Annotated in this window: 18 protein-coding genes, 1 pseudogene and 1 other annotated feature; of the genes and pseudogenes, 10 read left to right on the plus strand and 9 right to left on the minus strand. The window is 55.8% G+C overall.

What is annotated here, in order from left to right; translation table 11 throughout:
* From N438_RS19345 to wbdC, 7 genes and pseudogenes are all read left to right on the plus strand, one after another.
* Nucleotides 1-294 (plus strand): annotated as a pseudogene (locus N438_RS19345) (phosphomannomutase CpsG); the annotation flags it as partial.
* A gap of 1 nt (nucleotide 295) precedes the next feature.
* A complete protein-coding gene (gene wzm, locus N438_RS19350) occupies nucleotides 296-1,090 on the plus strand; it encodes an O8 family O-antigen export ABC transporter permease subunit (RefSeq protein ID WP_008804106.1) in 795 nt (264 codons plus the stop codon).
* Entirely contained in the window at nucleotides 1,090-2,304 is a 1,215-nt protein-coding gene (gene wzt, locus N438_RS19355) for an O8 family O-antigen export ABC transporter ATP-binding subunit (protein WP_023322961.1), read from the plus strand. The genes wzm and wzt overlap by 1 nt, the downstream gene beginning before the upstream one ends.
* Complete coding sequence (locus tag N438_RS19360; RefSeq protein ID WP_008804108.1) at nucleotides 2,304-3,581, plus strand: class I SAM-dependent methyltransferase; 1,278 nt, start codon at nucleotides 2,304-2,306, stop codon at nucleotides 3,579-3,581. Before wzt ends, N438_RS19360 begins: the two co-directional genes overlap by 1 nt.
* A 2-nt stretch (nucleotides 3,582-3,583) precedes the next feature.
* Complete coding sequence (locus N438_RS19365; RefSeq protein ID WP_023322960.1) at nucleotides 3,584-7,225, plus strand: glycosyltransferase; 3,642 nt, start codon at nucleotides 3,584-3,586, stop codon at nucleotides 7,223-7,225.
* A gap of 67 nt (nucleotides 7,226-7,292) precedes the next feature.
* Nucleotides 7,293-8,438 (plus strand): glycosyltransferase family 1 protein, encoded by a 1,146-nt coding sequence (locus N438_RS19370; RefSeq protein ID WP_008804110.1) that lies wholly within the window; start codon nucleotides 7,293-7,295, stop codon nucleotides 8,436-8,438.
* A gap of 9 nt (nucleotides 8,439-8,447) precedes the next feature.
* Nucleotides 8,448-9,563, plus strand: a complete 1,116-nt coding sequence (wbdC, locus tag N438_RS19375; RefSeq protein ID WP_004184789.1) for an N-acetyl-alpha-D-glucosaminyl-diphospho-ditrans,octacis-undecaprenol 3-alpha-mannosyltransferase WbdC — start codon at nucleotides 8,448-8,450, stop codon at nucleotides 9,561-9,563.
* Between the two features lie 38 nt (nucleotides 9,564-9,601).
* Here wbdC and hisIE read toward each other — a convergent pair whose 3' ends face one another.
* From hisIE to hisL, 9 genes are all read right to left on the minus strand, one after another.
* Nucleotides 9,602-10,198 carry a bifunctional phosphoribosyl-AMP cyclohydrolase/phosphoribosyl-ATP diphosphatase HisIE gene (gene hisIE, locus N438_RS19380; RefSeq protein ID WP_008804111.1) on the minus strand — a complete coding sequence of 199 codons (597 nt, stop codon included), beginning with the start codon at nucleotides 10,196-10,198 and terminating at the stop codon, nucleotides 9,602-9,604.
* On the minus strand, nucleotides 10,192-10,968 hold the full coding sequence (hisF, locus tag N438_RS19385) for an imidazole glycerol phosphate synthase subunit HisF (RefSeq protein WP_008804112.1): 777 nt from the start codon (nucleotides 10,966-10,968) through the stop codon (nucleotides 10,192-10,194). Before hisF ends, hisIE begins: the two co-directional genes overlap by 7 nt.
* Nucleotides 10,950-11,687 (minus strand): 1-(5-phosphoribosyl)-5-[(5-phosphoribosylamino)methylideneamino]imidazole-4-carboxamide isomerase, encoded by a 738-nt coding sequence (hisA, locus tag N438_RS19390; RefSeq protein WP_116696424.1) that lies wholly within the window; start codon nucleotides 11,685-11,687, stop codon nucleotides 10,950-10,952. Before hisA ends, hisF begins: the two co-directional genes overlap by 19 nt.
* Complete coding sequence (gene hisH / locus N438_RS19395) at nucleotides 11,687-12,277, minus strand: imidazole glycerol phosphate synthase subunit HisH (protein WP_008804113.1); 591 nt, start codon at nucleotides 12,275-12,277, stop codon at nucleotides 11,687-11,689. Before hisH ends, hisA begins: the two co-directional genes overlap by 1 nt.
* Complete coding sequence (gene hisB / locus N438_RS19400; protein WP_008804114.1) at nucleotides 12,277-13,344, minus strand: bifunctional histidinol-phosphatase/imidazoleglycerol-phosphate dehydratase HisB; 1,068 nt, start codon at nucleotides 13,342-13,344, stop codon at nucleotides 12,277-12,279. The genes hisH and hisB overlap by 1 nt, the downstream gene beginning before the upstream one ends.
* Entirely contained in the window at nucleotides 13,341-14,402 is a 1,062-nt protein-coding gene (gene hisC, locus N438_RS19405) for a histidinol-phosphate transaminase (protein WP_012967604.1), read from the minus strand. The genes hisB and hisC overlap by 4 nt, the downstream gene beginning before the upstream one ends.
* Entirely contained in the window at nucleotides 14,399-15,703 is a 1,305-nt protein-coding gene (gene hisD, locus N438_RS19410) for a histidinol dehydrogenase (RefSeq protein WP_008804115.1), read from the minus strand. The genes hisC and hisD overlap by 4 nt, the downstream gene beginning before the upstream one ends.
* A gap of 39 nt (nucleotides 15,704-15,742) precedes the next feature.
* Nucleotides 15,743-16,642 carry an ATP phosphoribosyltransferase gene (gene hisG / locus N438_RS19415; protein WP_002912152.1) on the minus strand — a complete coding sequence of 300 codons (900 nt, stop codon included), beginning with the start codon at nucleotides 16,640-16,642 and terminating at the stop codon, nucleotides 15,743-15,745.
* 47 nt (nucleotides 16,643-16,689) lie between these two features.
* Nucleotides 16,690-16,812, minus strand: a sequence feature (His leader region).
* A complete protein-coding gene (hisL, locus tag N438_RS19420) occupies nucleotides 16,788-16,838 on the minus strand; it encodes a his operon leader peptide (RefSeq protein ID WP_004899375.1) in 51 nt (16 codons plus the stop codon). (Overlaps the previous feature by 25 nt.)
* A 176-nt stretch (nucleotides 16,839-17,014) precedes the next feature.
* On the opposite strand from hisL, the gene N438_RS19425 reads away from it, so the two are divergent.
* The 3 genes from N438_RS19425 (at nucleotide 17,015) to plaP (ending at nucleotide 20,416) form a co-directional block, all read left to right on the plus strand.
* Complete coding sequence (locus N438_RS19425) at nucleotides 17,015-17,839, plus strand: SDR family oxidoreductase (protein WP_008804116.1); 825 nt, start codon at nucleotides 17,015-17,017, stop codon at nucleotides 17,837-17,839.
* Between the two features lie 38 nt (nucleotides 17,840-17,877).
* The gene (locus N438_RS19430) at nucleotides 17,878-18,768 is read left to right on the plus strand and encodes a LysR substrate-binding domain-containing protein (protein WP_039104116.1); all 891 of its coding nucleotides are present in this window, start codon (nucleotides 17,878-17,880) and stop codon (nucleotides 18,766-18,768) included.
* 289 nt (nucleotides 18,769-19,057) lie between these two features.
* Complete coding sequence (plaP, locus tag N438_RS19440; RefSeq protein WP_004148994.1) at nucleotides 19,058-20,416, plus strand: putrescine/proton symporter PlaP; 1,359 nt, start codon at nucleotides 19,058-19,060, stop codon at nucleotides 20,414-20,416.
* Nucleotides 20,417-20,806 lie beyond the last annotated feature (390 nt).

Consider the following 20,806-nt stretch of genomic DNA (forward strand, 5'->3'; position numbering starts at 1 on the left):
TCGCTGAAATCGCTGGTGGCGGACCGCCAGGCGGCGTTCCCGGCGTCGGGGGAGATCAACCGCAAGCTGGGGAATGCGGCGGAGGCGATAGCGCGCATCCGTGCGCAGTATGAGCCGGCGGCCGCACACATCGACACAACGGACGGTATCAGTATTGAATACCCTGAGTGGCGCTTTAACCTGCGCACGTCCAATACCGAGCCGGTGGTGCGTCTGAACGTTGAGTCCAGAGCGGATACTGCGTTAATGAATGAGAAAACGACCGAGCTGTTACACCTGTTAAGCGGGGAATAAGGTGAGAGATTTACTAACGACGATTTATCGTTATCGGGGATTTATCTGGAGCAGTGTTAAGCGTGATTTTCAGGCACGCTATCAAACCAGTATGCTGGGCGCGTTATGGCTCGTTTTACAACCGCTCTCTATGATCTTGGTCTATACCCTGGTCTTTTCCGAGGTGATGAAGGCCAGAATGCCCGACAACACCGGGCCGTTTGCCTACAGTATTTATCTCTGTTCTGGGGTACTGACCTGGGGATTGTTTACAGAGATGCTGGATAAAGGTCAGAGCGTATTCATCAATAATGCTAATCTGATCAAGAAACTAAGTTTTCCGAAAATTTGTCTGCCGATCATCGTGACGTTATCAGCAGTGCTTAATTTCGCGATTATCTTCAGCCTGTTTCTGATTTTTATCATTGTCACTGGTAACTTCCCTGGCTGGCTGTTTTTCTCGGTGATACCGGTTCTGCTTTTGCAGATCCTTTTTGCCGGTGGGCTGGGTATGATCCTCGGTGTGATGAACGTCTTTTTCCGGGATGTGGGGCAACTGGTTGGGGTTGCACTGCAATTTTGGTTTTGGTTCACTCCCATTGTTTACGTACTGAATTCATTACCAGCATGGGCGAAAAATCTGCTGCTTTATAATCCGATGACTCGGGTCATGCAATCTTATCAGTCCATCTTCGCCTACCATCAGGCGCCCAACTGGTATTCGCTATGGCCAGTATTGGCTCTCGCCATTATTTTCTGCGTCATCGGTTTCAGGATGTTCCGCAAGCATGCGGCGGATATGGTGGATGAATTATAATGAGTTATATCAGAGTAAAAAATGTCGGTAAGGCATATCGCCAGTATCACTCAAAAACTGGGCGACTGATCGAATGGTTATCCCCTCTGAATACAAAACGCCATAATCTTAAATGGATCCTCAGCGACATTAATTTCGAAGTTGCTCCGGGAGAGGCGGTTGGTATTATCGGTATCAACGGTGCGGGCAAGAGTACCCTACTTAAACTTATTACCGGTACGTCCAGGCCAACGACCGGAGAGATTGAAATCTCAGGCCGTGTCGCTGCCTTACTCGAACTGGGTATGGGGTTTCATTCTGATTTCACTGGCCGACAGAACGTTTATATGTCAGGGCAACTGCTGGGGTTATCCTCTGAGAAAATTACTGAGTTGATGCCGCAAATCGAAGAGTTTGCGGAGATCGGGGATTATATCGACCAGCCGGTGCGCGTCTATTCCAGTGGTATGCAGGTTCGATTAGCTTTTAGCGTAGCGACCGCTATCCGTCCTGATGTGCTGATTATTGATGAAGCGTTATCCGTTGGGGATGCCTATTTCCAGCATAAAAGTTTCGAACGTATCCGTAAATTCCGTCTGGAAGGAACCACGTTGCTGCTGGTATCTCATGATAAACAGGCGATCCAGAGCATTTGCGACCGGGCTATTTTGTTGAACAAAGGCCACATTGAGATGGAAGGCGAGCCTGAAGCGGTGATGGATTATTACAATGCGCTTCTTGCCGATAAGCAAAATCAGTCCATTAAACAAGTTGAGCACAACGGTAAAACGCAAACTGTTTCAGGCACTGGTGAAGTGACAATCTCTGAGGTTCATCTTCTCGATGAACAGGGCAATGTGACTGAATTTGCCTCGGTAGGGCATCGGATCAGCTTGCAGGTTAATGTTGAGGTTAAGGCTGATATCCCTGAGCTCGTCGTCGGTTATATGATCAAGGATCGACTTGGGCAACCGATTTTCGGGACCAATACGCATCATCTCAAACAAACACTCACCAGCCTGAAAAAAGGCGAAAAGCGTTCGTTTTTATTCTCTTTTGATGCGAGGTTGGGGGTTGGCTCCTATTCTGTCGCTGTCGCGTTGCATACTTCCAGTACGCACCTCGGCAAAAACTATGAATGGCGCGATCTGGCCGTGGTATTCAACGTCGTTAACACGGAACAACAAGAGTTTGTCGGCGTGTCCTGGTTGCCACCTGAACTGGAGATTTCTTAATGGGTTCGTCGTTTTATCGTTCATTTGAAGAACGACACAGAGGTTCGGTTGAAGATATCAAGAACCGCCTGAGTTTTTATTTACCTTTCTTGTCTCGTCTGAAGGATCTTTATCCCGAAGGCGTGATTGCGGATATTGGCTGTGGACGTGGTGAATGGCTGGAAATCCTGACTGAAAATGGTATTGCGAACATCGGCGTCGATCTCGATGATGGCATGCTGGCACGTGCCAAGGAAGCCGGGCTGAACGTGCAGAAAATGGATTGTCTGCAGTTTCTGCAAAATCAAGCAGACCAGAGTCTGATAGCGTTGACTGGTTTCCATATTGCTGAGCATTTGCCCTTTGAGGTATTGCAGCAGCTCGTCATGCATACCTTACGGGTGCTGAAACCTGGCGGTTTGCTAATCCTCGAAACGCCGAACCCGGAGAATGTAAGCGTCGGGACCTGTTCATTTTATATGGATCCAACGCATAATCACCCTTTGCCGCCGCCATTGCTTGAGTTTTTACCTATTCATTATGGTTTTAACCGGGCAATTACCGTTCGTCTACAGGAAAAAGAGGCTCTCAAATCCCCGGACGCAGCGGTTAATCTGGTCGATGTGCTTAAAGGTGTTAGCCCCGATTACAGCATCATTGCTCAGAAAGCAGCGCCTGCAGATGTTCTTGAACGCTTTGAAACCCTGTTTACCCAACAGTATGGTCTGACGCTGGATGTCCTGAGCAACCGTTACGATGCAATTTTACGCCAACAGTTCTCATCCTTTGCCTCACAGCTGGAGACGTTAAACCAGACATATACGCGCCAGCTAAGCAAAATGGCAGAGAATATTCAGACGTTGCAAGGCCAGGTTGACGAACTAAATCATGTCATTGGTCAGAACAATCAGCTTCATCAGCAAGTGGCAGATTTGCATAACAGCCGTTCATGGCGTATCACTCAACCTCTACGCTGGCTGTCTTTGCAACGCCAATTACTGCGTCAGGAAGGGGCTAAAGTACGAGCCCGTCGGGCGGCGAAAAAAATATTGCGCAAAGGGATGGCGCTCTCGCTGGTCTTTTTCCATCGTTATCCTAAGTCAAAGGTTTATCTGTTTAAATTTCTAAGAAAAACCGGCTGCTACACATTGCTACAGCGTTTGTTCCAGCGCGTAATGCTGGTGCAATCTGACACGATGATGATGCAGTCCAGAAGATATGATGTGGGTACTGAAGAAATGACAAGTCGCGCGTTGAGTATTTATAACGAATTAAAAAATAAAAATACGGAGAAATAACGATGCGTATTGTCATTGATTTACAAGGCGCGCAGACGGAAAGCCGCTTTCGTGGCATTGGTCGTTATAGTATTGCTATCGCCAGAGCGATTATTAGAAATAACAATCGACATGAGGTTTTCATCGCGCTATCCGCTATGCTGGGTGAGTCGATTACTGATGTTAAGGCGCAATTTGCTGATCTCCTGCCAGCAGACAACATAGTCGTCTGGCATGCTGCAGGACCAGTACGTGCAATGGATAAAGGTAATGAATGGCGTCGGGAGAGCGCAGAACTGATTCGGGAAGCGTTTCTTGAATCATTGCGTCCGGATGTCGTTTTCATTACAAGCTTGTTTGAAGGTCATGTCGACGATGCGGCCACTTCGGTACACAAATTTAGTCGTCAGTACAAAGTAGCCGTACTGCATCACGATCTTATTCCCCTGGTGCAGGCTGAGACCTATCTGCTGGATGATGTATTCAAATCCTATTATTTACAGAAAGTGGAATGGTTAAAAAACGCTGACCTTCTGCTAACTAACTCCGCTTATACGGCACAGGAAGCGATTGAGCATCTGCATTTGCAGGGCGACCATGTGCAGAATATTGCAGCTGCAGCCGATCCTCAGTTTTGTATGGCGGAAGTGACAGCGAGCGAGAAAGAGTCCGTCCTTGGCCATTACGGTATTCAGCGCGAGTTTGTGCTGTATGCACCAGGTGGATTTGACTCCAGGAAAAACTTTAAGCGATTGATTGAGGCCTATGCAGGACTCAGTGATGCTCTACGTCGCAGCCATCAATTGGTTATCGTTAGTAAGCTGTCCATTGGGGATCGTCAGTATCTGGAATCCCTGGCGTCAGGTAATGGGTTGCAGCAGGGTGAACTGGTTCTGACTGGCTACGTGCCGGAAAATGAGCTGATTCAACTCTATCGTCTGTGTAAGCTTTTCATCTTTGCTTCGCTGCATGAAGGCTTTGGGCTGCCTGTTCTGGAAGCAATGTCGTGCGGCGCACCGGCCATTGGCTCAAATGTCACCAGTATTCCTGAAGTCATCGGTAATCCTGAGGCATTATTCGACCCGTATTCTGTCTCTTCCATTCGGGAAAAGATCGCGCAATGTCTGAATGATGCTCCATTCCTGGCGCGCCTGAAGGAAATGGCTCAGCAGCAAGCACGTAATTTCTCCTGGGACAACGCTGCCGTGACGGCTCTGGAAGCTTTCGAGAAGATTGCGACAGAAGACGCCGGCACCGTGCAGGTCTTGCCTGAGGCACTAATTCAGCGGATCCTTGCTATTTCTCACTGTCAGCCAGAAGAGCGCGATCTGCGTTTGTGCGCAACGGCCATCGATTACAATCTGAAGACGGCTGAGCTGTATCAAATTGATGATAAGGCGCTGACCTGGCGTGTGGAAGGTCCCTTCGATAGCTCATATAGTCTGGCGCTGGTGAATCGGGAGTTTGCCCGGGCACTCTCAGCCGATGGTGTAGAAGTACTATTGCACTCCACTGAAGGGCCGGGCGATTTTGCGCCGGATGCCTCGTTTATGGCACAGCCGGAAAATAGCGATCTTCTGGCATTTTATAATCAATGTCGTACCCGCAAGAGTAACGAAAAGATAGATATTCTTAGCAGAAATATCTATCCACCGCGGGTTGCCGATATGGATGCCAAAGTAAAACTCCTTCATTGCTATGCCTGGGAAGAAACGGGTTTTCCACAGCCGTGGATTAATGAATTTAACCGGGAACTTGACGGCGTGCTGTGTACTTCAGAACATGTCCGTAAGGTATTGATTGACAACGGCTTGAATGTGCCTGCATTTGTTGTAGGCAACGGCTGCGATCATTGGCTCACCACAGCAGCTGAAACGGCAAAAGATGTGGATGAGGGCACCTTCCGTTTCCTGCATGTCTCTTCCTGCTTCCCACGAAAAGGGGTGCAGGCAATGCTTCAGGCTTGGGGCAGGGCGTTCACTCGTCGTGACAATGTTATCTTGATCATTAAGACTTTTAACAATCCACACAATGAAATTGACGCGTGGCTGGCACACGCCCAGGCTCAATTCGCGGACTACCCCAAAGTTGAAATAATCAAAGAGGATATGTCAGCCAGCCAGCTTAAAGGGCTTTATGAAAGCTGCGATGTTCTGGTTGCTCCAGGTTGCGCCGAAGGCTTTGGTTTACCTATCGCTGAAGCAATGCTGAGTGGGCTTCCAGCCATCGTCACTAACTGGAGCGGTCAACTAGATTTTGTTAATTCACAAAATTCATGGCTGGTTAACTATCAGTTTACCCGGGTAAAAACACACTTTGGTCTGTTTGCCTCGACATGGGCCAGTGTGGACATTGACAACTTAACGGATGCGTTAAAAGCTGCAGCCTCGACGGATAAATCAGTGCTGCGTGACATGGCTGATGCTGGTCGCGAGCTTATTCTGCAGCAGTTTACCTGGAAAGCGGTGGCTGATCGTTCTCGTCAGGCAGTTAAGACGCTGCGTGCGCATATTGATATTGCTCAGCATCGGGCGCGAATTGGCTGGTTGACGACCTGGAACACGAAATGTGGGATCGCAACCTATTCTCAGCATTTGCTGGAGAGCGCACCGCATGGCGCGGATGTTGTTTTTGCTCCCCAGGTCAGCGCTGGAGATCTTGTGTGTGCAGACGAAGAGTTTGTACTGCGCAACTGGATTGTGGGTAAAGAAAATAACTATCTTGAAAATCTCCAGCCACAAATTGATGCTCTGCGACTTGATGTCATCGTGATCCAGTTTAACTATGGATTCTTTAATCATCGCGAACTGTCGGCGTTTATTCGTCGCCAGCATGACGCCGGTCGAGCGGTTGTCATGACGATGCATTCAACTGTGGATCCGCTGGAAAAAGAGCCGACCTGGAATTTCCGCCTTGCCGAAATGGCGGATGCGCTGGCGCTTTGTGACCGATTGTTGGTGCATTCAATTGCCGATATGAACCGCCTTAAAGATTTAGGCTTAACCGATAATGTTGCTTTATTTCCGCATGGTGTTATCAACTACGCTGCTGGGAGCGCCGCGCGTCAACAGCAGGCTTTACCGTTAATTGCGAGCTATGGCTTCTGCTTACCGCATAAGGGCCTGATGGAGCTGGTAGAATCCGTCCATCGCCTCAAGCAGGCGGGGAAACCGGTTCGTTTGCGTCTGGTTAACGCGGAGTATCCGGTTGGAGAATCACGCGATCTGGTGGCAGAACTTAAAGCGGCAGCTCAGCGGCTAGGTGTTAACGATCTCATTGAGATGCATAATGATTTCCTGCCTGATGCGGAAAGTTTGCGGCTGCTCTCAGAAGCTGATCTACTGATTTTTGCTTACCAGAATACGGGTGAGTCAGCTAGCGGAGCGGTACGTTATGGCATGGCAACCCAAAAACCTGTTGCGGTAACACCCCTGGCGATATTTGATGATCTGGACGATGCGGTCTTTAAATTTGATGGATGCAGCGTCGACGATATCAGTCAGGGGATTGACCGGATCCTTCATTCCATCCGTGAACAGGACGCCTGGGCTACCAGGACTCAACAACGTGCCGATGCATGGCGTGAACAACATGATTATTATGCTGTTTCACGCCGCCTGGTTAATATGTGTCAAGGCTTAGCTAAAGCTAAATATTTTAAATAAAAATATTCCCCCTTGTATTTTTTGCCTTTGAATACAAGGGGAGCTAGATGATGATGTGTCATTTATTATGAAAATTATTTTTGCTACTGAGCCAATTAAATACCCATTAACGGGCATCGGTCGGTATTCCCTGGAGCTGGTTAAGCGGCTGGCGGTTGCCCGTGAAATCGAAGAGCTGAAGCTGTTTCACGGCGCGTCGTTTATCGATCAGATCCCCCAGGTGGAGAATAAAAGCGATACCAAAGCCAGCAATCATGGTCGTCTGTCGGCGTTTCTGCGCCGCCAGCCGCTGCTGATTGAGGCGTATCGCCTGCTGCATCCGCGGCGCCAGGCGTGGGCATTGCGCGATTACAAAGACTACATTTACCATGGTCCCAATTTCTATCTGCCGCATCGCCTGGAACGCGCCGTGACCACGTTTCATGACATCTCCATTTTTACCTGCCCGGAATATCATCCAAAAGATCGGGTTCGCTATATGGAGAAGTCCCTGCACGAGAGCCTGGATTCGGCGAAGCTGATCCTGACCGTCTCCGACTTCTCGCGCAGTGAAATCATCCGCCTGTTCAACTATCCGGCGGATCGGATCGTCACCACCAAGCTGGCCTGCAGCAGCGACTATATTCCGCGCAGCCCGGCGGAGTGCCTGCCGGTCCTGCAGAAATATCAGCTGGCGTGGCAGGGGTATGCGTTATATATCGGCACCATGGAGCCGCGCAAAAATATCCGCGGTCTGCTGCAGGCCTATCAGCTGCTGCCGATGGAGACCCGCATGCGCTACCCGCTGATCCTCAGCGGTTATCGCGGATGGGAAGACGATGTGCTGTGGCAGTTAGTCGAGCGCGGTACGCGTGAAGGGTGGATCCGTTACCTGGGCTATGTCCCGGATGAAGACCTGCCTTATCTGTACGCGGCGGCCAGAACCTTTGTTTATCCCTCCTTCTATGAGGGATTCGGTTTACCTATTCTTGAAGCGATGTCTTGCGGTGTGCCGGTAGTATGTTCCAATGTCACTTCTTTGCCTGAGGTGGTTGGCGATGCCGGCCTCGTTGCCGATCCTAATGATGTAGACGCGATTAGCGCGCATATTTTGCAGAGCCTGCAGGATGATAGCTGGCGGGAAATCGCCACCGCGCGCGGTCTTGCCCAGGCGAAACAGTTTTCGTGGGAGAACTGTACGACCCAGACCATTAACGCCTATAAATTACTCTAAGGGTGTCAGTTGAGAGTTCTACACGTCTATAAGACCTACTATCCCGATACCTACGGCGGTATTGAGCAGGTCATTTATCAGCTAAGTCAGGGCTGCGCCCGCCGGGGAATCGCAGCCGATGTTTTTACTTTTAGCCCGGACAAAGAGACAGGTCCTGTCGCCTACGAAGACCATCGGGTCATTTATAATAAGCAGCTTTTTGAAATTGCCTCCACGCCGTTTTCGTTGAAAGCGTTAAAGCGTTTTAAGCAGATTAAAGATGATTACGACATCATCAACTACCATTTTCCGTTTCCATTCATGGATATGTTGCATCTCTCGGCGCGGCCTGACGCCAGAACGGTGGTGACCTATCACTCGGATATTGTGAAACAAAAACGGTTAATGAAGTTGTACCAGCCGCTGCAGGAGCGATTCCTCGCCAGCGTAGACTGCATCGTCGCCTCGTCGCCCAACTACGTGGCCTCCAGCCAGACCCTGAAAAAATATCAGGATAAAACCGTGGTGATCCCGTTTGGTCTGGAGCAGCATGACGTGCAGCACGATCCGCAGCGGGTGGCGCACTGGCGGGAAACCGTCGGCGATAACTTCTTCCTCTTCGTTGGCGCTTTCCGCTACTACAAAGGGCTGCACATTCTGCTGGATGCCGCCGAGCGTAGCCGGCTGCCGGTGGTGATCGTCGGGGGCGGGCCGCTGGAGGCGGAAGTGCGTCGTGAAGCGCAGCAGCGCGGGCTGAGCAATGTGGTGTTTACCGGCATGCTCAACGACGAAGATAAATACATTCTCTTCCAGCTCTGCCGGGGCGTGGTCTTCCCCTCGCATCTGCGCTCCGAGGCGTTTGGCATTACATTACTGGAAGGCGCGCGCTTCGCCAGGCCGCTGATCTCCTGCGAGATCGGCACCGGGACCTCGTTCATTAACCAGGACAAAGTGAATGGCTGTGTGATCCCGCCGAATGACAGTCAGGCGCTGGTGGAGGCGATGAACGAGCTCTGGCATAACGATGAAACCGCCAGCCGCTATGGCGAAAACTCGCGTCGTCGTTTTGAAGAGATGTTTACTGCCGACCATATGATTGACGCTTACGTCAATCTCTACACTACGCTGCTGGAAAGCAAATCCTGAGGCCTGCTACCCCCGCCGTTGCGGCGGGGGTTAACGCGTTAGTGACGACTCTTCAGATTATCAATCACTTCCCCGAGATCCAGCCCCTGGTCCTGCAGCAGCACCAGCAGGTGGTACATCAAATCCGACGCCTCATTCTTCAGCTCGAAGCGGTCGTTCACCGTGGCGGCCAGCGCGGTCTCCACGCCTTCTTCCCCCACTTTCTGCGCAATACGCTTGGTGCCGCTGGCGTACAGCTTCGCCGTGTAGGAGCTCTCCGGGTCGGCGTGCTTACGCTCGGCCAGCAGCTGCTCCAGCTGATAGAGGAACAGCCACTGGTGGCCGGTTTCGCCGAAGCAGCTGGTGGTGCCTTTGTGGCAGGTCGGCCCGATCGGGTTCACCAGCACCAGCAGCGTATCGTTGTCACAGTCCGGCGTGATGCTCACTACGTTGAGGACATTGCCCGAGGTTTCACCCTTGGTCCACAGTCGCTGTTTGGTGCGTGAGTAAAAGGTGACCTTGCCGGTGGCTTCGGTTTTCTCCAGCGCCTCCTTGTTCATGTAGCCCAGCATCAGCACTTCGCCGGATACGGCGTGCTGCACGATGGCCGGCATCATGCCGTCCGTTTTTTCCCAGTCCAGCTGTTCAGTCAACATACCCTTATCTCCACGCCCTGTGCCGCCAGGTACGCTTTCAGTTCGCCAATATTAATAATCTGTTTGTGGAATACCGAGGCCGCCAGCGCGCCGTCAACGTTGGCGTCGCGGAAGGCTTCGAGGAAGTGTTCCATGGTGCCCGCGCCGCCGGAGGCGATCAGCGGGACATGGCACACCGCGCGAACCTTCGCCAGCTGCTGCAGGTCGTAACCGTTGCGCACCCCGTCCTGGTTCATCATATTGAGGACGATCTCGCCCGCGCCGCGCTTCTGCACTTCCTCCACCCAGTCGAGGGTTTCCCACTGCGTCACCCGGGTGCGGGTCTCGTCGCCGGTATACTGGTTGACGTGATATTTGCCGGTCTCTGCATCAAACCAGGTATCAATCCCCACCACAATGCACTGCACGCCAAAGCGGTCGGCAAGGCGGGTGATCAGCGTCGGGTCGGCGAGAGCAGGGGAGTTAATCGAAATCTTATCGGCGCCGAAGGAGAGGATCTGCGCCGCGTCTTCCAGCGACTTGATCCCACCCGCCACGCAGAAAGGAATGTCGATCACTTCCGCCACGCGCGACACCCAGCTCTTGTCGACCACCCGGCCGTCGCTGGAGGCGGTGATATCATAGAACACCAGTTCGTCAGCCCCTTCGTCGGCATAGCGCTTGGCCAGCGGAACGATGTCGCCAATGATCTCGTGATTACGGAACTGCACGCCTTTCACTACCTGGCCGTCGCGGACGTCGAGGCAGGGGATTATCCGTTTTGCCAGCATTGAATGGCCTCCGTTACGTTGAATTTACCTTCCAGCAGCGCGCGACCAACAATCACGCCGCGCACCCCGGTGCCGCGCAGCGCGGCAATATCTTTGAGATCGCCGATGCCGCCGGATGACTGAAACGCCACCTGCGGGTAGCGGGCGCAGACTTCCTCGTACAGCGAGACGTTAGAGCCTGCCAGCGTGCCGTCGCGGGAGATATCGGTGCACAGCACATGCTGCAGGCCGACCGGCAGATAACTTTCCACCAGTTCCTCCAGCGTCACGCCGGAGTTTTCCTGCCAGCCGCTGACCGCCACTTGCTTGTTGCCGTCGGCGTCAATGCGCACGTCGAGCGCCAGCACCAGCCGTTCAGGGCCAAAGCGTTTAAACCAGCCTTTCACTTCCTCCGGGGATTTCACCGCGGTGGAGCCGACCACCACGCGGGCGACGCCGGCCTCAAGCAGGGCCGCGACATCCGCTTCGGTCCGCACGCCGCCGCCAACCTGTACCGGGACGTCAATGCCGGCGACCAGCGATTTCAGCAAGGGGATCTGGCGTTTCGCCGGGTCCTTCGCCCCGGTCAGGTCGACCAGGTGCAGGACTTCCGCTCCCTGAGCGGCATAGGACTGCAGGCGCGGCAGCGGATCGCTGCCATAGTCGCGCTGCTGGCCGTAATCGCCCTGGTGGAGACGAACGACGGTGCCGTCGATTAAATCTAAAGCAGGAATAATCATCACATCTCCAGGAAGTTTTTCAGCAGCTGCGCCCCGGCGCTTCCGGAGCGCTCCGGGTGGAACTGCACGCCAAAGAAGTTATCTTTCTGCACCGCGGCGGTGAACGCCTCGCCGTAATTGCACTGGGCGATGGTGTACGGGTTGACCGGCATGGCGTAGCTGTGCACGAAGTAGAAATACGCGCCTTCTTCAATGCCGCGGAACAGACGATCGCCTGCTTTGGCATACACCCGGTTCCAGCCCATGTGCGGCAACGGCAGACCGTGGTCGGTCATCTTCGGCACCTCTTCTTCGATAATGCCCAGCAGATCGACGCCGTTGTTCTCCTCGCTGCGCTTGCCGAGCAGCTGCATGCCCAGGCAAATCCCCAGCACCGGCTGGGTACAGGCTTTAATCAGGTCGATCAGATCGCGGTCGCGCAGCTGGTCCATCGCCGCCTGGGCGGTGCCGACGCCGGGAAGAAACAGTTTATCGGCACGCAATACCACCTCCGGATCGCGGCTGACCACCGGCTCATAGCCGTGGCGGCCAATCGCCGATTTCACCGAATTGAGGTTGGCGCACCCGGTATCAAGGATCACCACATTCATCACAGCACCCCTTTGGAAGACGGCAGGGCATCGCCCTGGACGCGGATCGCCTGGCGCAGCGTACGGCCAAAGGCTTTGAACAGGCTCTCCACGCGGTGGTGATCGTTCTTGCCCTTGGTTTTCAGGTGCAGGGTCACCGCCATGGTGTAAGAGAGCGAGCGGAAGAAGTGTTCCACCATCTCGGTGCTCAGATCGCCGACGCGCTGATAGGTGAAGTCCGCCTTATACTCCAGATGCGGACGGCCGGAGATATCCAGCGCGCAGCGGGCGAGACACTCGTCCATTGGCAGCACGAAGCCGAAGCGGTTGATGCCGCGCTTGTCGCCAAGCGCCAGCTTCAGGGCTTCGCCGAGGGCCAGGCCGGTATCTTCCACGGTGTGGTGATCGTCGATGTACAGATCGCCGCCGACGTTGATCTCCATGCGGAAGCCGCCATGGGTGGCGATTTGGTCGAGCATATGGTCAAAAAAGCCGACGCCGGTGTGGATCTTGCTGCCGCCTTCGCGGTCCAGCCACACCTTCACGTCCACCTGGGTCTCTTTGGTGATGCGCTCGACGTGGGCATAGCGGTCGCGGCGGGTCAGCTGCTCGCTGATGGTCGGCCAGTCCAGGGTCTCACGGTCATAGCGCAGGCCGGTAATTCCCATGTTATCCGCCAGCTCAAGGTCGGTGGCCCGGTCGCCAATCACATAGCTGTGGCTTTTATCCAGTACGCCGTCTTCCAGCCACGGCAGCACCAGCTGCGTTTTCGGTTTGCGGCACGCGCAGTTGTCGCCCGGGAAGTGCGGACAAATCAGCACCTCTTCGAAATTGACGCCCTGCGAGGCGAAGATCTGCATCATCAGGTTGTGCGGGCCATCAAATGCTTCCTGCGGCAGACTGTCGGTTCCCAGGCCATCCTGGTTGGTGATCATCACCAGCTTATAGCCTTCCTGCTGCAGCTTCAGCAGCGCCGGGATCACCTGCGGCTCAAACGCCAGCTTGTCGAAACGGTCCACCTGGAAATCCACCGGCGGTTCGGAAATCAGGGTGCCGTCACGGTCAATAAAGAGATACTTCTGGGTCATACATTCTCCGCAGTCAAGGCGTCAATCACGCGCTGGCTCTCGGCACGGGTACCGATAGTGATACGCAAACAGCCGCTCAATGAAGGTTGTTTATTCTGGTCACGTAAGATAATGCCCTGATCCCACAAAGATTTAAACACTGCGCTGGAGGCGGTTATCCGCGCCAGAACGTAGTTCGCCTCGGAATCGAAGACCTGCTCCACGCAGGCGATGCCGCGCAGCTGTTCCACCAGGTAGCGGCGCTCGTCGAGGATCTGCGCCACGCGCTGGCGCATCGCCGCGATGCCTTCCGCGCTCAGCGCCTGGGCGGCGATATCGGCCACCGGCGTGGAGAGCGGATACGGAGCGATCACTTTCAGCAGCACGTTAATCACCTCGGCGTTGGCGAGGGTGAAGCCGCAGCGCAGGCCGGCAAGGGCGAAGGCTTTGGACAGCGTGCGCAGCACCACCAGGTGCGGATAGTCGCTGAGCCAGCCGGCGAGCGTCGCCTGCGGGCAGAACTCAATATAGGCTTCGTCGGCGACCACGATGGCTTTATCGCGAGTCATCTCCAGCAGGTCGCGTATCGACTGCGGATCGATGATCTGACCGGTCGGGTTGTTCGGGCTGCAGACAAAGACCACCTTCACGCCGTCCAGCTGCGCCTCGATACCCGGCAGGTCGAGCTGCCAGTCGGCGAGGGTCGGCACGGTGCGGCATTCGACGCCGATGGTCTCGGCGCTGACGCTGTACATGCCGTAGGTGGGCGGGCAGTAGAGTAGCGCGTCTTTGCCGGGCTCACAGAAAGCGCGGATCAGCAGCTCAATCCCTTCGTCGGCGCCGCGGCTGACCAGCACCTGCTCCGGTTTGACGTCGGCGTAGCGGGCGTAGCTCTCGATGACTGCCTTCGGCTGCGGCTCCGGATAGCGGTTCATCGTTTGCGCAGTAAGCTGGAAAGCCACGGCGGTCGGGAATTCGTTGGCGTTCAGCCAGACGTCGCCTTTGCCGCCCAGACGGCGAGCGGATTGATACGGGGTCAGCGCACGGACGTTGGCGCGGGCTAAATCTTCAATGCTCATGCTTGCTCCTTCAGGGCGGCAACGCGCAGCGTTACGGCGTTTTTGTGGGCGTCAAGGCGCTCGGCGGCGGCCAGGATCTCAATCGTTGAGGCGAGGGCGGCAAAGCCGTCGCGCGACAGCTCCTGCACGGTCATCCGCTTCTGGAAGTCGGCCAGGCCGAGGCTCGAACAGGTGGCGGTATACCCATAGGTCGGCAGGACGTGGTTGGTGCCCGAGGCGTAATCGCCCGCGGATTCCGGTGACCAGTCGCCGAGGAAAACCGAACCGGCGCTGGTGATGCTGTCCACCAGCTCGCGGGCCTGACGGGTCTGAATGATCAGGTGCTCCGGACCATACTGGTTGGAGATAGCCACGCACTGCGCCAGGTCGCGGGCCACGATGATCCGGCTGGCGGAGAGGGCCACGCGGGCGGTTTCCGCGCGCGGCAGGGCGGCCAGCTGGCGTTCGACGGCCTCAGCGACGCGGCTGCCGAGGTCGGCGTCCGGGGTCAGGAGGATCACCTGCGAGTCCGGGCCGTGTTCCGCCTGCGACAGCAGGTCGGAGGCGACAAAGTCCGGGGTGGCGCCGCTGTCGGCGATCACCAGCACTTCCGACGGGCCGGCCGGCATGTCGATGGCTGCGCCGTCCAGACGCTGGCTGACCTGACGTTTGGCTTCCGTGACGTAAGCGTTACCCGGGCCAAAGATTTTATCCACCTTCGGCACCGACTCGGTCCCGAGGGCGAGGGCGGCGATGGCCTGGGCGCCGCCAACGTTAAAGATGGTTTTCACGCCGCACAGCTGCGCGGCATAGAGGATCTCATCGGCGATCGGCGGCGGCGAGCAGAGCACCACCTGCTGACAGCCGGCGATGCGCGCCGGCGTCGCCAGCATCAGCACCGTGGAGAACAGCGGCGCCGAGCCGCCCGGAATATACAGCCCGACGGAGGCGATAGGGCGGGTGACCTGCTGGCAGCGCACCCCCGGCAGCGTTTCGACATCCACCGCCTGCAGCTGTTGCGCGTTGTGGAAGGTCTCGATGTTTTTCACCGCCACCGCCATCGCCTGCTTCAGCTCGTCGCTGAGGCGTTCGCCGGCGGCGGCGATCTCCGCCTCGCTCACCTGCAGCGCGGCGACGGTGGTTTTATCAAACTTCGCGCTGTATTCGCGCAGCGCCGCGTCGCCGTTGGCTTTGACGTTATCGAGGATCTCCGCCACCGTTTTACTGATGCTGTCGGAGGCGGAAATCGCCGGGCGCGTTAAGAGTTGTTGCTGTTGGTCTGCGCTACAGCCGTTCCAGTCGATGATTGTGTTGAAGCTCATGATTGTTTTCCCCTGTGTGTCCCGTGACCGGCTGGCCGATTACTCCATCATCTTCTCAATCGGCAGCACCAGAATGGAGCTGGCGCCCAGCGCTTTCAGTTTTTCCATGGTCTCCCAGAACAGGGTTTCGCTGCTGACCATGTGCATCGCCACGCGCTGCTTGTCGCCTGCCAGCGGCAGAATAGTCGGACGCTCGGCGCCCGGCAGCAGGGCAACCACTTCTTCCAGGCGTTCGGTCGGAGCGTGCATCATGATGTATTTCGACTCGCGGGCCTGGATCACGCCCTGAATACGGGTCAGCAGGCGGTCAATCAGCTGCTGTTTGGCGTCGGCCATCTCGCCGTCGCGCTGGATCAGGCAGGCTTTGGAGCGGTAGATCACTTCCACTTCGCGCAGGCCGTTGGCTTCCAGGGTGGCGCCAGTGGAGACGAGGTCGCAGATGGCGTCGGCGAGGCCGGCGCGCGGCGCCACTTCCACGGAGCCGTTCAGCAGACAGGATTTAAAGGAGATACCTTTTTGATCGAGGTAGCGCTTCAGCAGGTGTGGGTAAGAGGTGGCGATGCGTTTGCCATCCAGCGCCGCCGGGCCGTTCCAGGCTTCATCCACCGGGGTCGCCAGCGACAGGCGGCAGCCGCCGAAGTCGAGACGGCGCAGGGTGAAGTAGCGCGGGTCTTCGCCCTGAGCGCGGCGGCTGAGCAGCTCTTCTTCCAGCACGTTTTCGCCGATAATGCCGAGGTCGACAACACCGTCCATCACCAGGCCCGGGATATCGTCATCACGCACGCGCAGAATGTCGATTGGCATATTTTCCGCCAGCGCAATCAGACGCTGGGTGTGCAAATTGACTTTAATGCCGCAGCGGCTGAGTAATTCGCGTGAATCTTCGCTTAAACGGCCTGATTTCTGAATAGCTATGCGTAAACGGGTGTTGTCTAACATTGTTCTTTTCCTCTGAATACCTGTCTGAATCTGTCCGAATTTGGTCCAAAAAAAAGCCCCCGGAAGTGAATCTTCCGGGGGCTCTCTGCGCGTTCATGCACCACTGGAAGATCCAAATGTCTTCCAGCACACATCGCCTGAAAGACTAGTCAGGATGATGGTGATGATGGTGGTGTTTAAATTGAACGCGGTTCATAAAAATTCTCTGTGAATGACTATGCATTTGATGTCCTTTAACCTAAACCACTTCCGCCGCAGAAAGCAAGGGCTTTTTTCTATCATTAATTCATTTCACATTGAGCGAAGAAATTGTCAGTTGCCGCTGGCTGGCGTAGCCTGTAATCAGCACAGCGAAAGAGTCAGGAGCCTGGGATGAAAAAGGTCGCGATAGTCGGTTTGGGATGGCTGGGAATGCCGCTGGCGCTGTCATTGATGGCGCGAGGCTGGCAGGTCACCGGCAGTAAAACCACGCAGGATGGCGTGGAGGCGGCGCGGATGTGCGGGATTGACAGCTATCCGCTGCGCCTGGAGCCGCAGCTGGTCTGTGATACCGAGGACCTCGACGCGCTGATGAACGTCGATGCGCTGGTGATCACGCTGCCGGCCCGGCGTACCGGGGCGGGAGAAGGGTTTTATCTGCAGGCGGTGCAGGAGATTGTCGATACCGCGCTGGCGCACCATATTCCGCGGATCGTCTTCACCAGTTCCACCTCGGTGTATGGCAACGTCAATGGCACGGTGAAAGAGAACTCCCCGCGTCTGCCGCAAACCGCCAGCGGGCAGGTGCTCAAGGAGCTGGAGGACTGGCTGCACAACCTGCCGGGAACCTCGGTGGATATTCTGCGTCTGGCCGGGCTGGTGGGGCCTTCCCGTCATCCGGGACGTTTTTTTGCCGGCAAGTCGGCGCCGGATGGCCAGCACGTGGTCAATCTGGTGCATTTGCAGGATGTGGTGGCCGCTATCGAACTGCTGTTGCAGGCCCCGAAGGGCGGGCATATCTATAATCTATGTGCGCCCCGCCATCCGGCGCGTGGCCTCTTTTATCCGCAAATGGCCCGTGAACTGGGGCTGCCGCCGCCGGTGTTCAGCGACAGCCCGGACGGCGGTCAGGGCAAGATTGTGGATGGCAATCGTATCTGCAATGAGCTGGGGTTTGAGTACCAGTACCCCGATCCGCTGGTGATGCCGATGGAGTGATCTACCAGCGGTAATTCGCATACCGTAAGGGGGGAGCGATGAAACCACTGCTGGATGTCCTCGTGATCCTCGACGCGCTGGAAAAAGAGGGGAGCTTTGCCGCCGCGTCGGCAAAGCTCTTTAAAACGCCCTCGGCGCTGAGCTACACCATTCACCGGCTGGAAAGCGATCTCAATATTCAGCTGCTTGACCGCAGCGGCCACCGCGCGCGCTTTACCCCCACCGGACAAATGCTGCTGGAGAAAGGGCGGGAGGTGCTGCATATCGCTCGCGAACTGGAGATCCGGGCGGTCAAGCTGCAGCAGGGGTGGGAGCACACCCTCCGCCTGACGGTGGACTGCACTTTTCCCGTGGCGCAGCTTTCGCCGCTGATCGCCGCATTTTATCAACAACAGCCGCTGACCCGGCTGCACTTCACGCTGAACCCCTCGCTGCTGGACTGGCGGCCGCTGACTGACGGGCAGGCCGATCTGCTGCTGGGCGCCCTCGGCGAGCCGCCGCCGCTGAGCGGCTATGACTATCTCCCCCTCGGCGAGCTGGAGCTGCTGCTGGTGGTTTCCCCGCAGCATCCGCTGGCGCGACACCGCGCTCCGCTGAGCTGGCGGACCCTGCGCCGTTACCGGGCGGTGGCCACCGGCGAGGGCGGGGCGCTGCTCAGCGATCAGGAGACCCTGACGGTGTGTGACGCCGCGGGGCAGCTGGCGCTGCTGCGCATGGGGCTGGGCTGGGGCTGTCTGCCGCGTTACCAGGTGCAGGGGCTGCTGGAGAGCGGCGAGCTCATCAGCATGGCGGTTCGCGGGCTGTCGCCCCGCCAGCATGCCTGGATCGCCTGGAATGACGCCACCTGCGGTTTGGCCAGCAAATGGTGGCGGGAAACGCTATTAGCAAATAGTGCTATTTTTACAATTTATCATACGGAAATCGTATAGATATTAGCACGTTAAAAAATACGCTTACGCAATGAACTTCATAACATCTTGTCAACGCCGTTGAATTTGTTGCAAAATATGCGGCCTGAAAACCAGAGACTAGCCGACGCTTTTTTTAAAAGTGTCGGTTATTTTTTTGGTCGAAAGACACATCATTCAATACCAAGAGGCCGGGCTTCGTACCGGATAGATATTTACTAAAAACCGACAGTCGTTGTCGCTGAGGAATAGAAAGAAATGGGGCAATTTTTTGCTTACGCGCTGGCGTTCACCGTAAAAGGGGATAACTATGTCGCATAACGCTACTCCAAATACCTCTCGCGTGGAATTACGTAAAACGCTTACGTTAGTTCCGGTTGTAATGATGGGCCTGGCCTATATGCAGCCGATGACGCTGTTCGATACGTTTGGTATCGTCTCTGGTATGACCGACGGTCACGTGCCGACGGCCTACGCCTTTGCGTTAATCGCCATTCTGTTTACTGCCCTGAGCTATGGCAAGCTGGTACGTCGTTACCCTTCTGCCGGCTCGGCGTATACCTATGCGCAGAAATCCATCAGCCCGACCGTCGGCTTTATGGTGGGTTGGTCCTCGCTGCTCGACTACCTGTTCGCGCCGATGATCAACATTCTGCTGGCGAAAATCTATTTTGAAGCGCTGGTGCCTTCGATTCCGTCGTGGGTGTTTGTTATCGCGCTGGTCGCCTTTATGACCGCCTTTAACCTGCGCAGTATTAAATCCGTGGCCAACTTCAACACCGTGATCGTGGTGCTGCAGGTGGTGCTGATTGCCGTTATTCTCGGCATGGTGATTTATGGCGTGTTTGAAGGCGAAGGCGCCGGTACGCTGGCCAGCAGCCGTCCGTTCTGGTCCGGTGACGCGCACGTGATCCCGATGATTACCGGGGCGACGATCCTGTGCTTCTCGTTTACCGGCTTCGACGGCATCAGCAACCTGTCTGAAGAGACCAAAGATGCAGAGCGCGTCATCCCGCGGGCGATCTTCCTGACCGCGCTGATCGGCGGCCTGATCTTCATCTTTGCCACCTACTTCCTGCAGCTGTACTTCCCGGATATCTCGCGCTTTAAAGATCCGGATGCGTCACAGCCGGAAATTATGCTCTACGTAGCAGGTAAAGCCTTCCAGGTTGGCGCGTTGATCTTCTCCACCATCACCGTGCTGGCGTCCGGTATGGCGGCGCACGCTGGCGTGGCGCGTCTGATGTACGTGATGGGCCGTGACGGCGTGTTCCCGAAAAGCTTCTTCGGCTATGTTCACCCGACCTGGCGCACCCCGGCGATGAACATCATCCTGGTCGGCGCTATTGCGCTGCTGGCGATTAACTTCGACCTGGTGATGGCGACGGCGCTGATTAACTTTGGTGCGCTGGTAGCGTTTACCTTCGTTAACCTGTCGGTGATTTCGCAGTTCTGGATCCGTGAGAAACGCAACAAGACGCTGAAAGACCACTTCCAGTATCTGTTCCTGCCGATGTGCGGCGCCCTGACCGTTGGCGCGCTGTGGGTCAACCTGGAAGAGAGCTCGATGATTCTGGGCCTGATCTGGGCCGGTATCGGTCTGGTCTATCTGGCCTGCGTGACCAAAAGCTTCCGCAACCCGGTGCCGCAGTATGAAGATGTGGCCTAAGGCATAGCGTGATGTAAATGAGAAAAGCCGGAGGGAAACCTCCGGCTTTTTTTCGTTTGGCCCGGTGCGATACCTTTTGCCCGGCGGCGCTGCGCTTGCGCGGGCCTACGGTGATGGTTAACCTTCTGAAATTTAATGGTTATGTAGGCCGGGTAAGCGAAGCGCCACCCGGCAATATGTTTGCCACGGAAACGACGACCGGACGGTTCCCTCTCCCTCCGGGAGAGGGTTAGGGTGAGGGGAAGCACCATCGTGCGATCCTTTATGTTATTAGTGGCTTCAGCGCACATTGCGCTCCCGGTTAGTTTTCTGCGTTATGTCTCTCATGGCGCAGGGAGCGCACAGGGGGCGGCCAGTCGCCGCCGCCCCCTGTACCCCCGGGCTCCGGCC

This window comes from Klebsiella sp. GL120222-02 (assembly GCF_003097195.1).
GTDB lineage: Bacteria > Pseudomonadota > Gammaproteobacteria > Enterobacterales > Enterobacteriaceae > Klebsiella > Klebsiella variicola.

What these genes read in the sequence shown, in the direction of transcription:
- wzt (WP_023322961.1), top strand. Translation starts at nt 1,090, where the DNA reads ATGAGTTATATCAGAGTAAAAAATGTCGGTAAGGCATATCGCCAGTAT.
- plaP (WP_004148994.1), top strand. Translation starts at nt 19,058, where the DNA reads ATGTCGCATAACGCTACTCCAAATACCTCTCGCGTGGAATTACGTAAA.
- hisD (WP_008804115.1), bottom strand. Translation starts at nt 15,703, where the DNA reads ATGAGCTTCAACACAATCATCGACTGGAACGGCTGTAGCGCAGACCAA.
- N438_RS19425 (WP_008804116.1), top strand. Translation starts at nt 17,015, where the DNA reads ATGAAAAAGGTCGCGATAGTCGGTTTGGGATGGCTGGGAATGCCGCTG.
- N438_RS19365 (WP_023322960.1), top strand. Translation starts at nt 3,584, where the DNA reads ATGCGTATTGTCATTGATTTACAAGGCGCGCAGACGGAAAGCCGCTTT.
- N438_RS19430 (WP_039104116.1), top strand. Translation starts at nt 17,878, where the DNA reads ATGAAACCACTGCTGGATGTCCTCGTGATCCTCGACGCGCTGGAAAAA.
- N438_RS19370 (WP_008804110.1), top strand. Translation starts at nt 7,293, where the DNA reads ATGAAAATTATTTTTGCTACTGAGCCAATTAAATACCCATTAACGGGC.
- hisA (WP_116696424.1), bottom strand. Translation starts at nt 11,687, where the DNA reads ATGATTATTCCTGCTTTAGATTTAATCGACGGCACCGTCGTTCGTCTC.
- N438_RS19360 (WP_008804108.1), top strand. Translation starts at nt 2,304, where the DNA reads ATGGGTTCGTCGTTTTATCGTTCATTTGAAGAACGACACAGAGGTTCG.
- hisF (WP_008804112.1), bottom strand. Translation starts at nt 10,968, where the DNA reads ATGCTGGCAAAACGGATAATCCCCTGCCTCGACGTCCGCGACGGCCAG.
- hisIE (WP_008804111.1), bottom strand. Translation starts at nt 10,198, where the DNA reads ATGTTGACTGAACAGCTGGACTGGGAAAAAACGGACGGCATGATGCCG.
- hisG (WP_002912152.1), bottom strand. Translation starts at nt 16,642, where the DNA reads ATGTTAGACAACACCCGTTTACGCATAGCTATTCAGAAATCAGGCCGT.
- hisB (WP_008804114.1), bottom strand. Translation starts at nt 13,344, where the DNA reads ATGACCCAGAAGTATCTCTTTATTGACCGTGACGGCACCCTGATTTCC.
- hisH (WP_008804113.1), bottom strand. Translation starts at nt 12,277, where the DNA reads ATGAATGTGGTGATCCTTGATACCGGGTGCGCCAACCTCAATTCGGTG.
- hisC (WP_012967604.1), bottom strand. Translation starts at nt 14,402, where the DNA reads ATGAGCATTGAAGATTTAGCCCGCGCCAACGTCCGTGCGCTGACCCCG.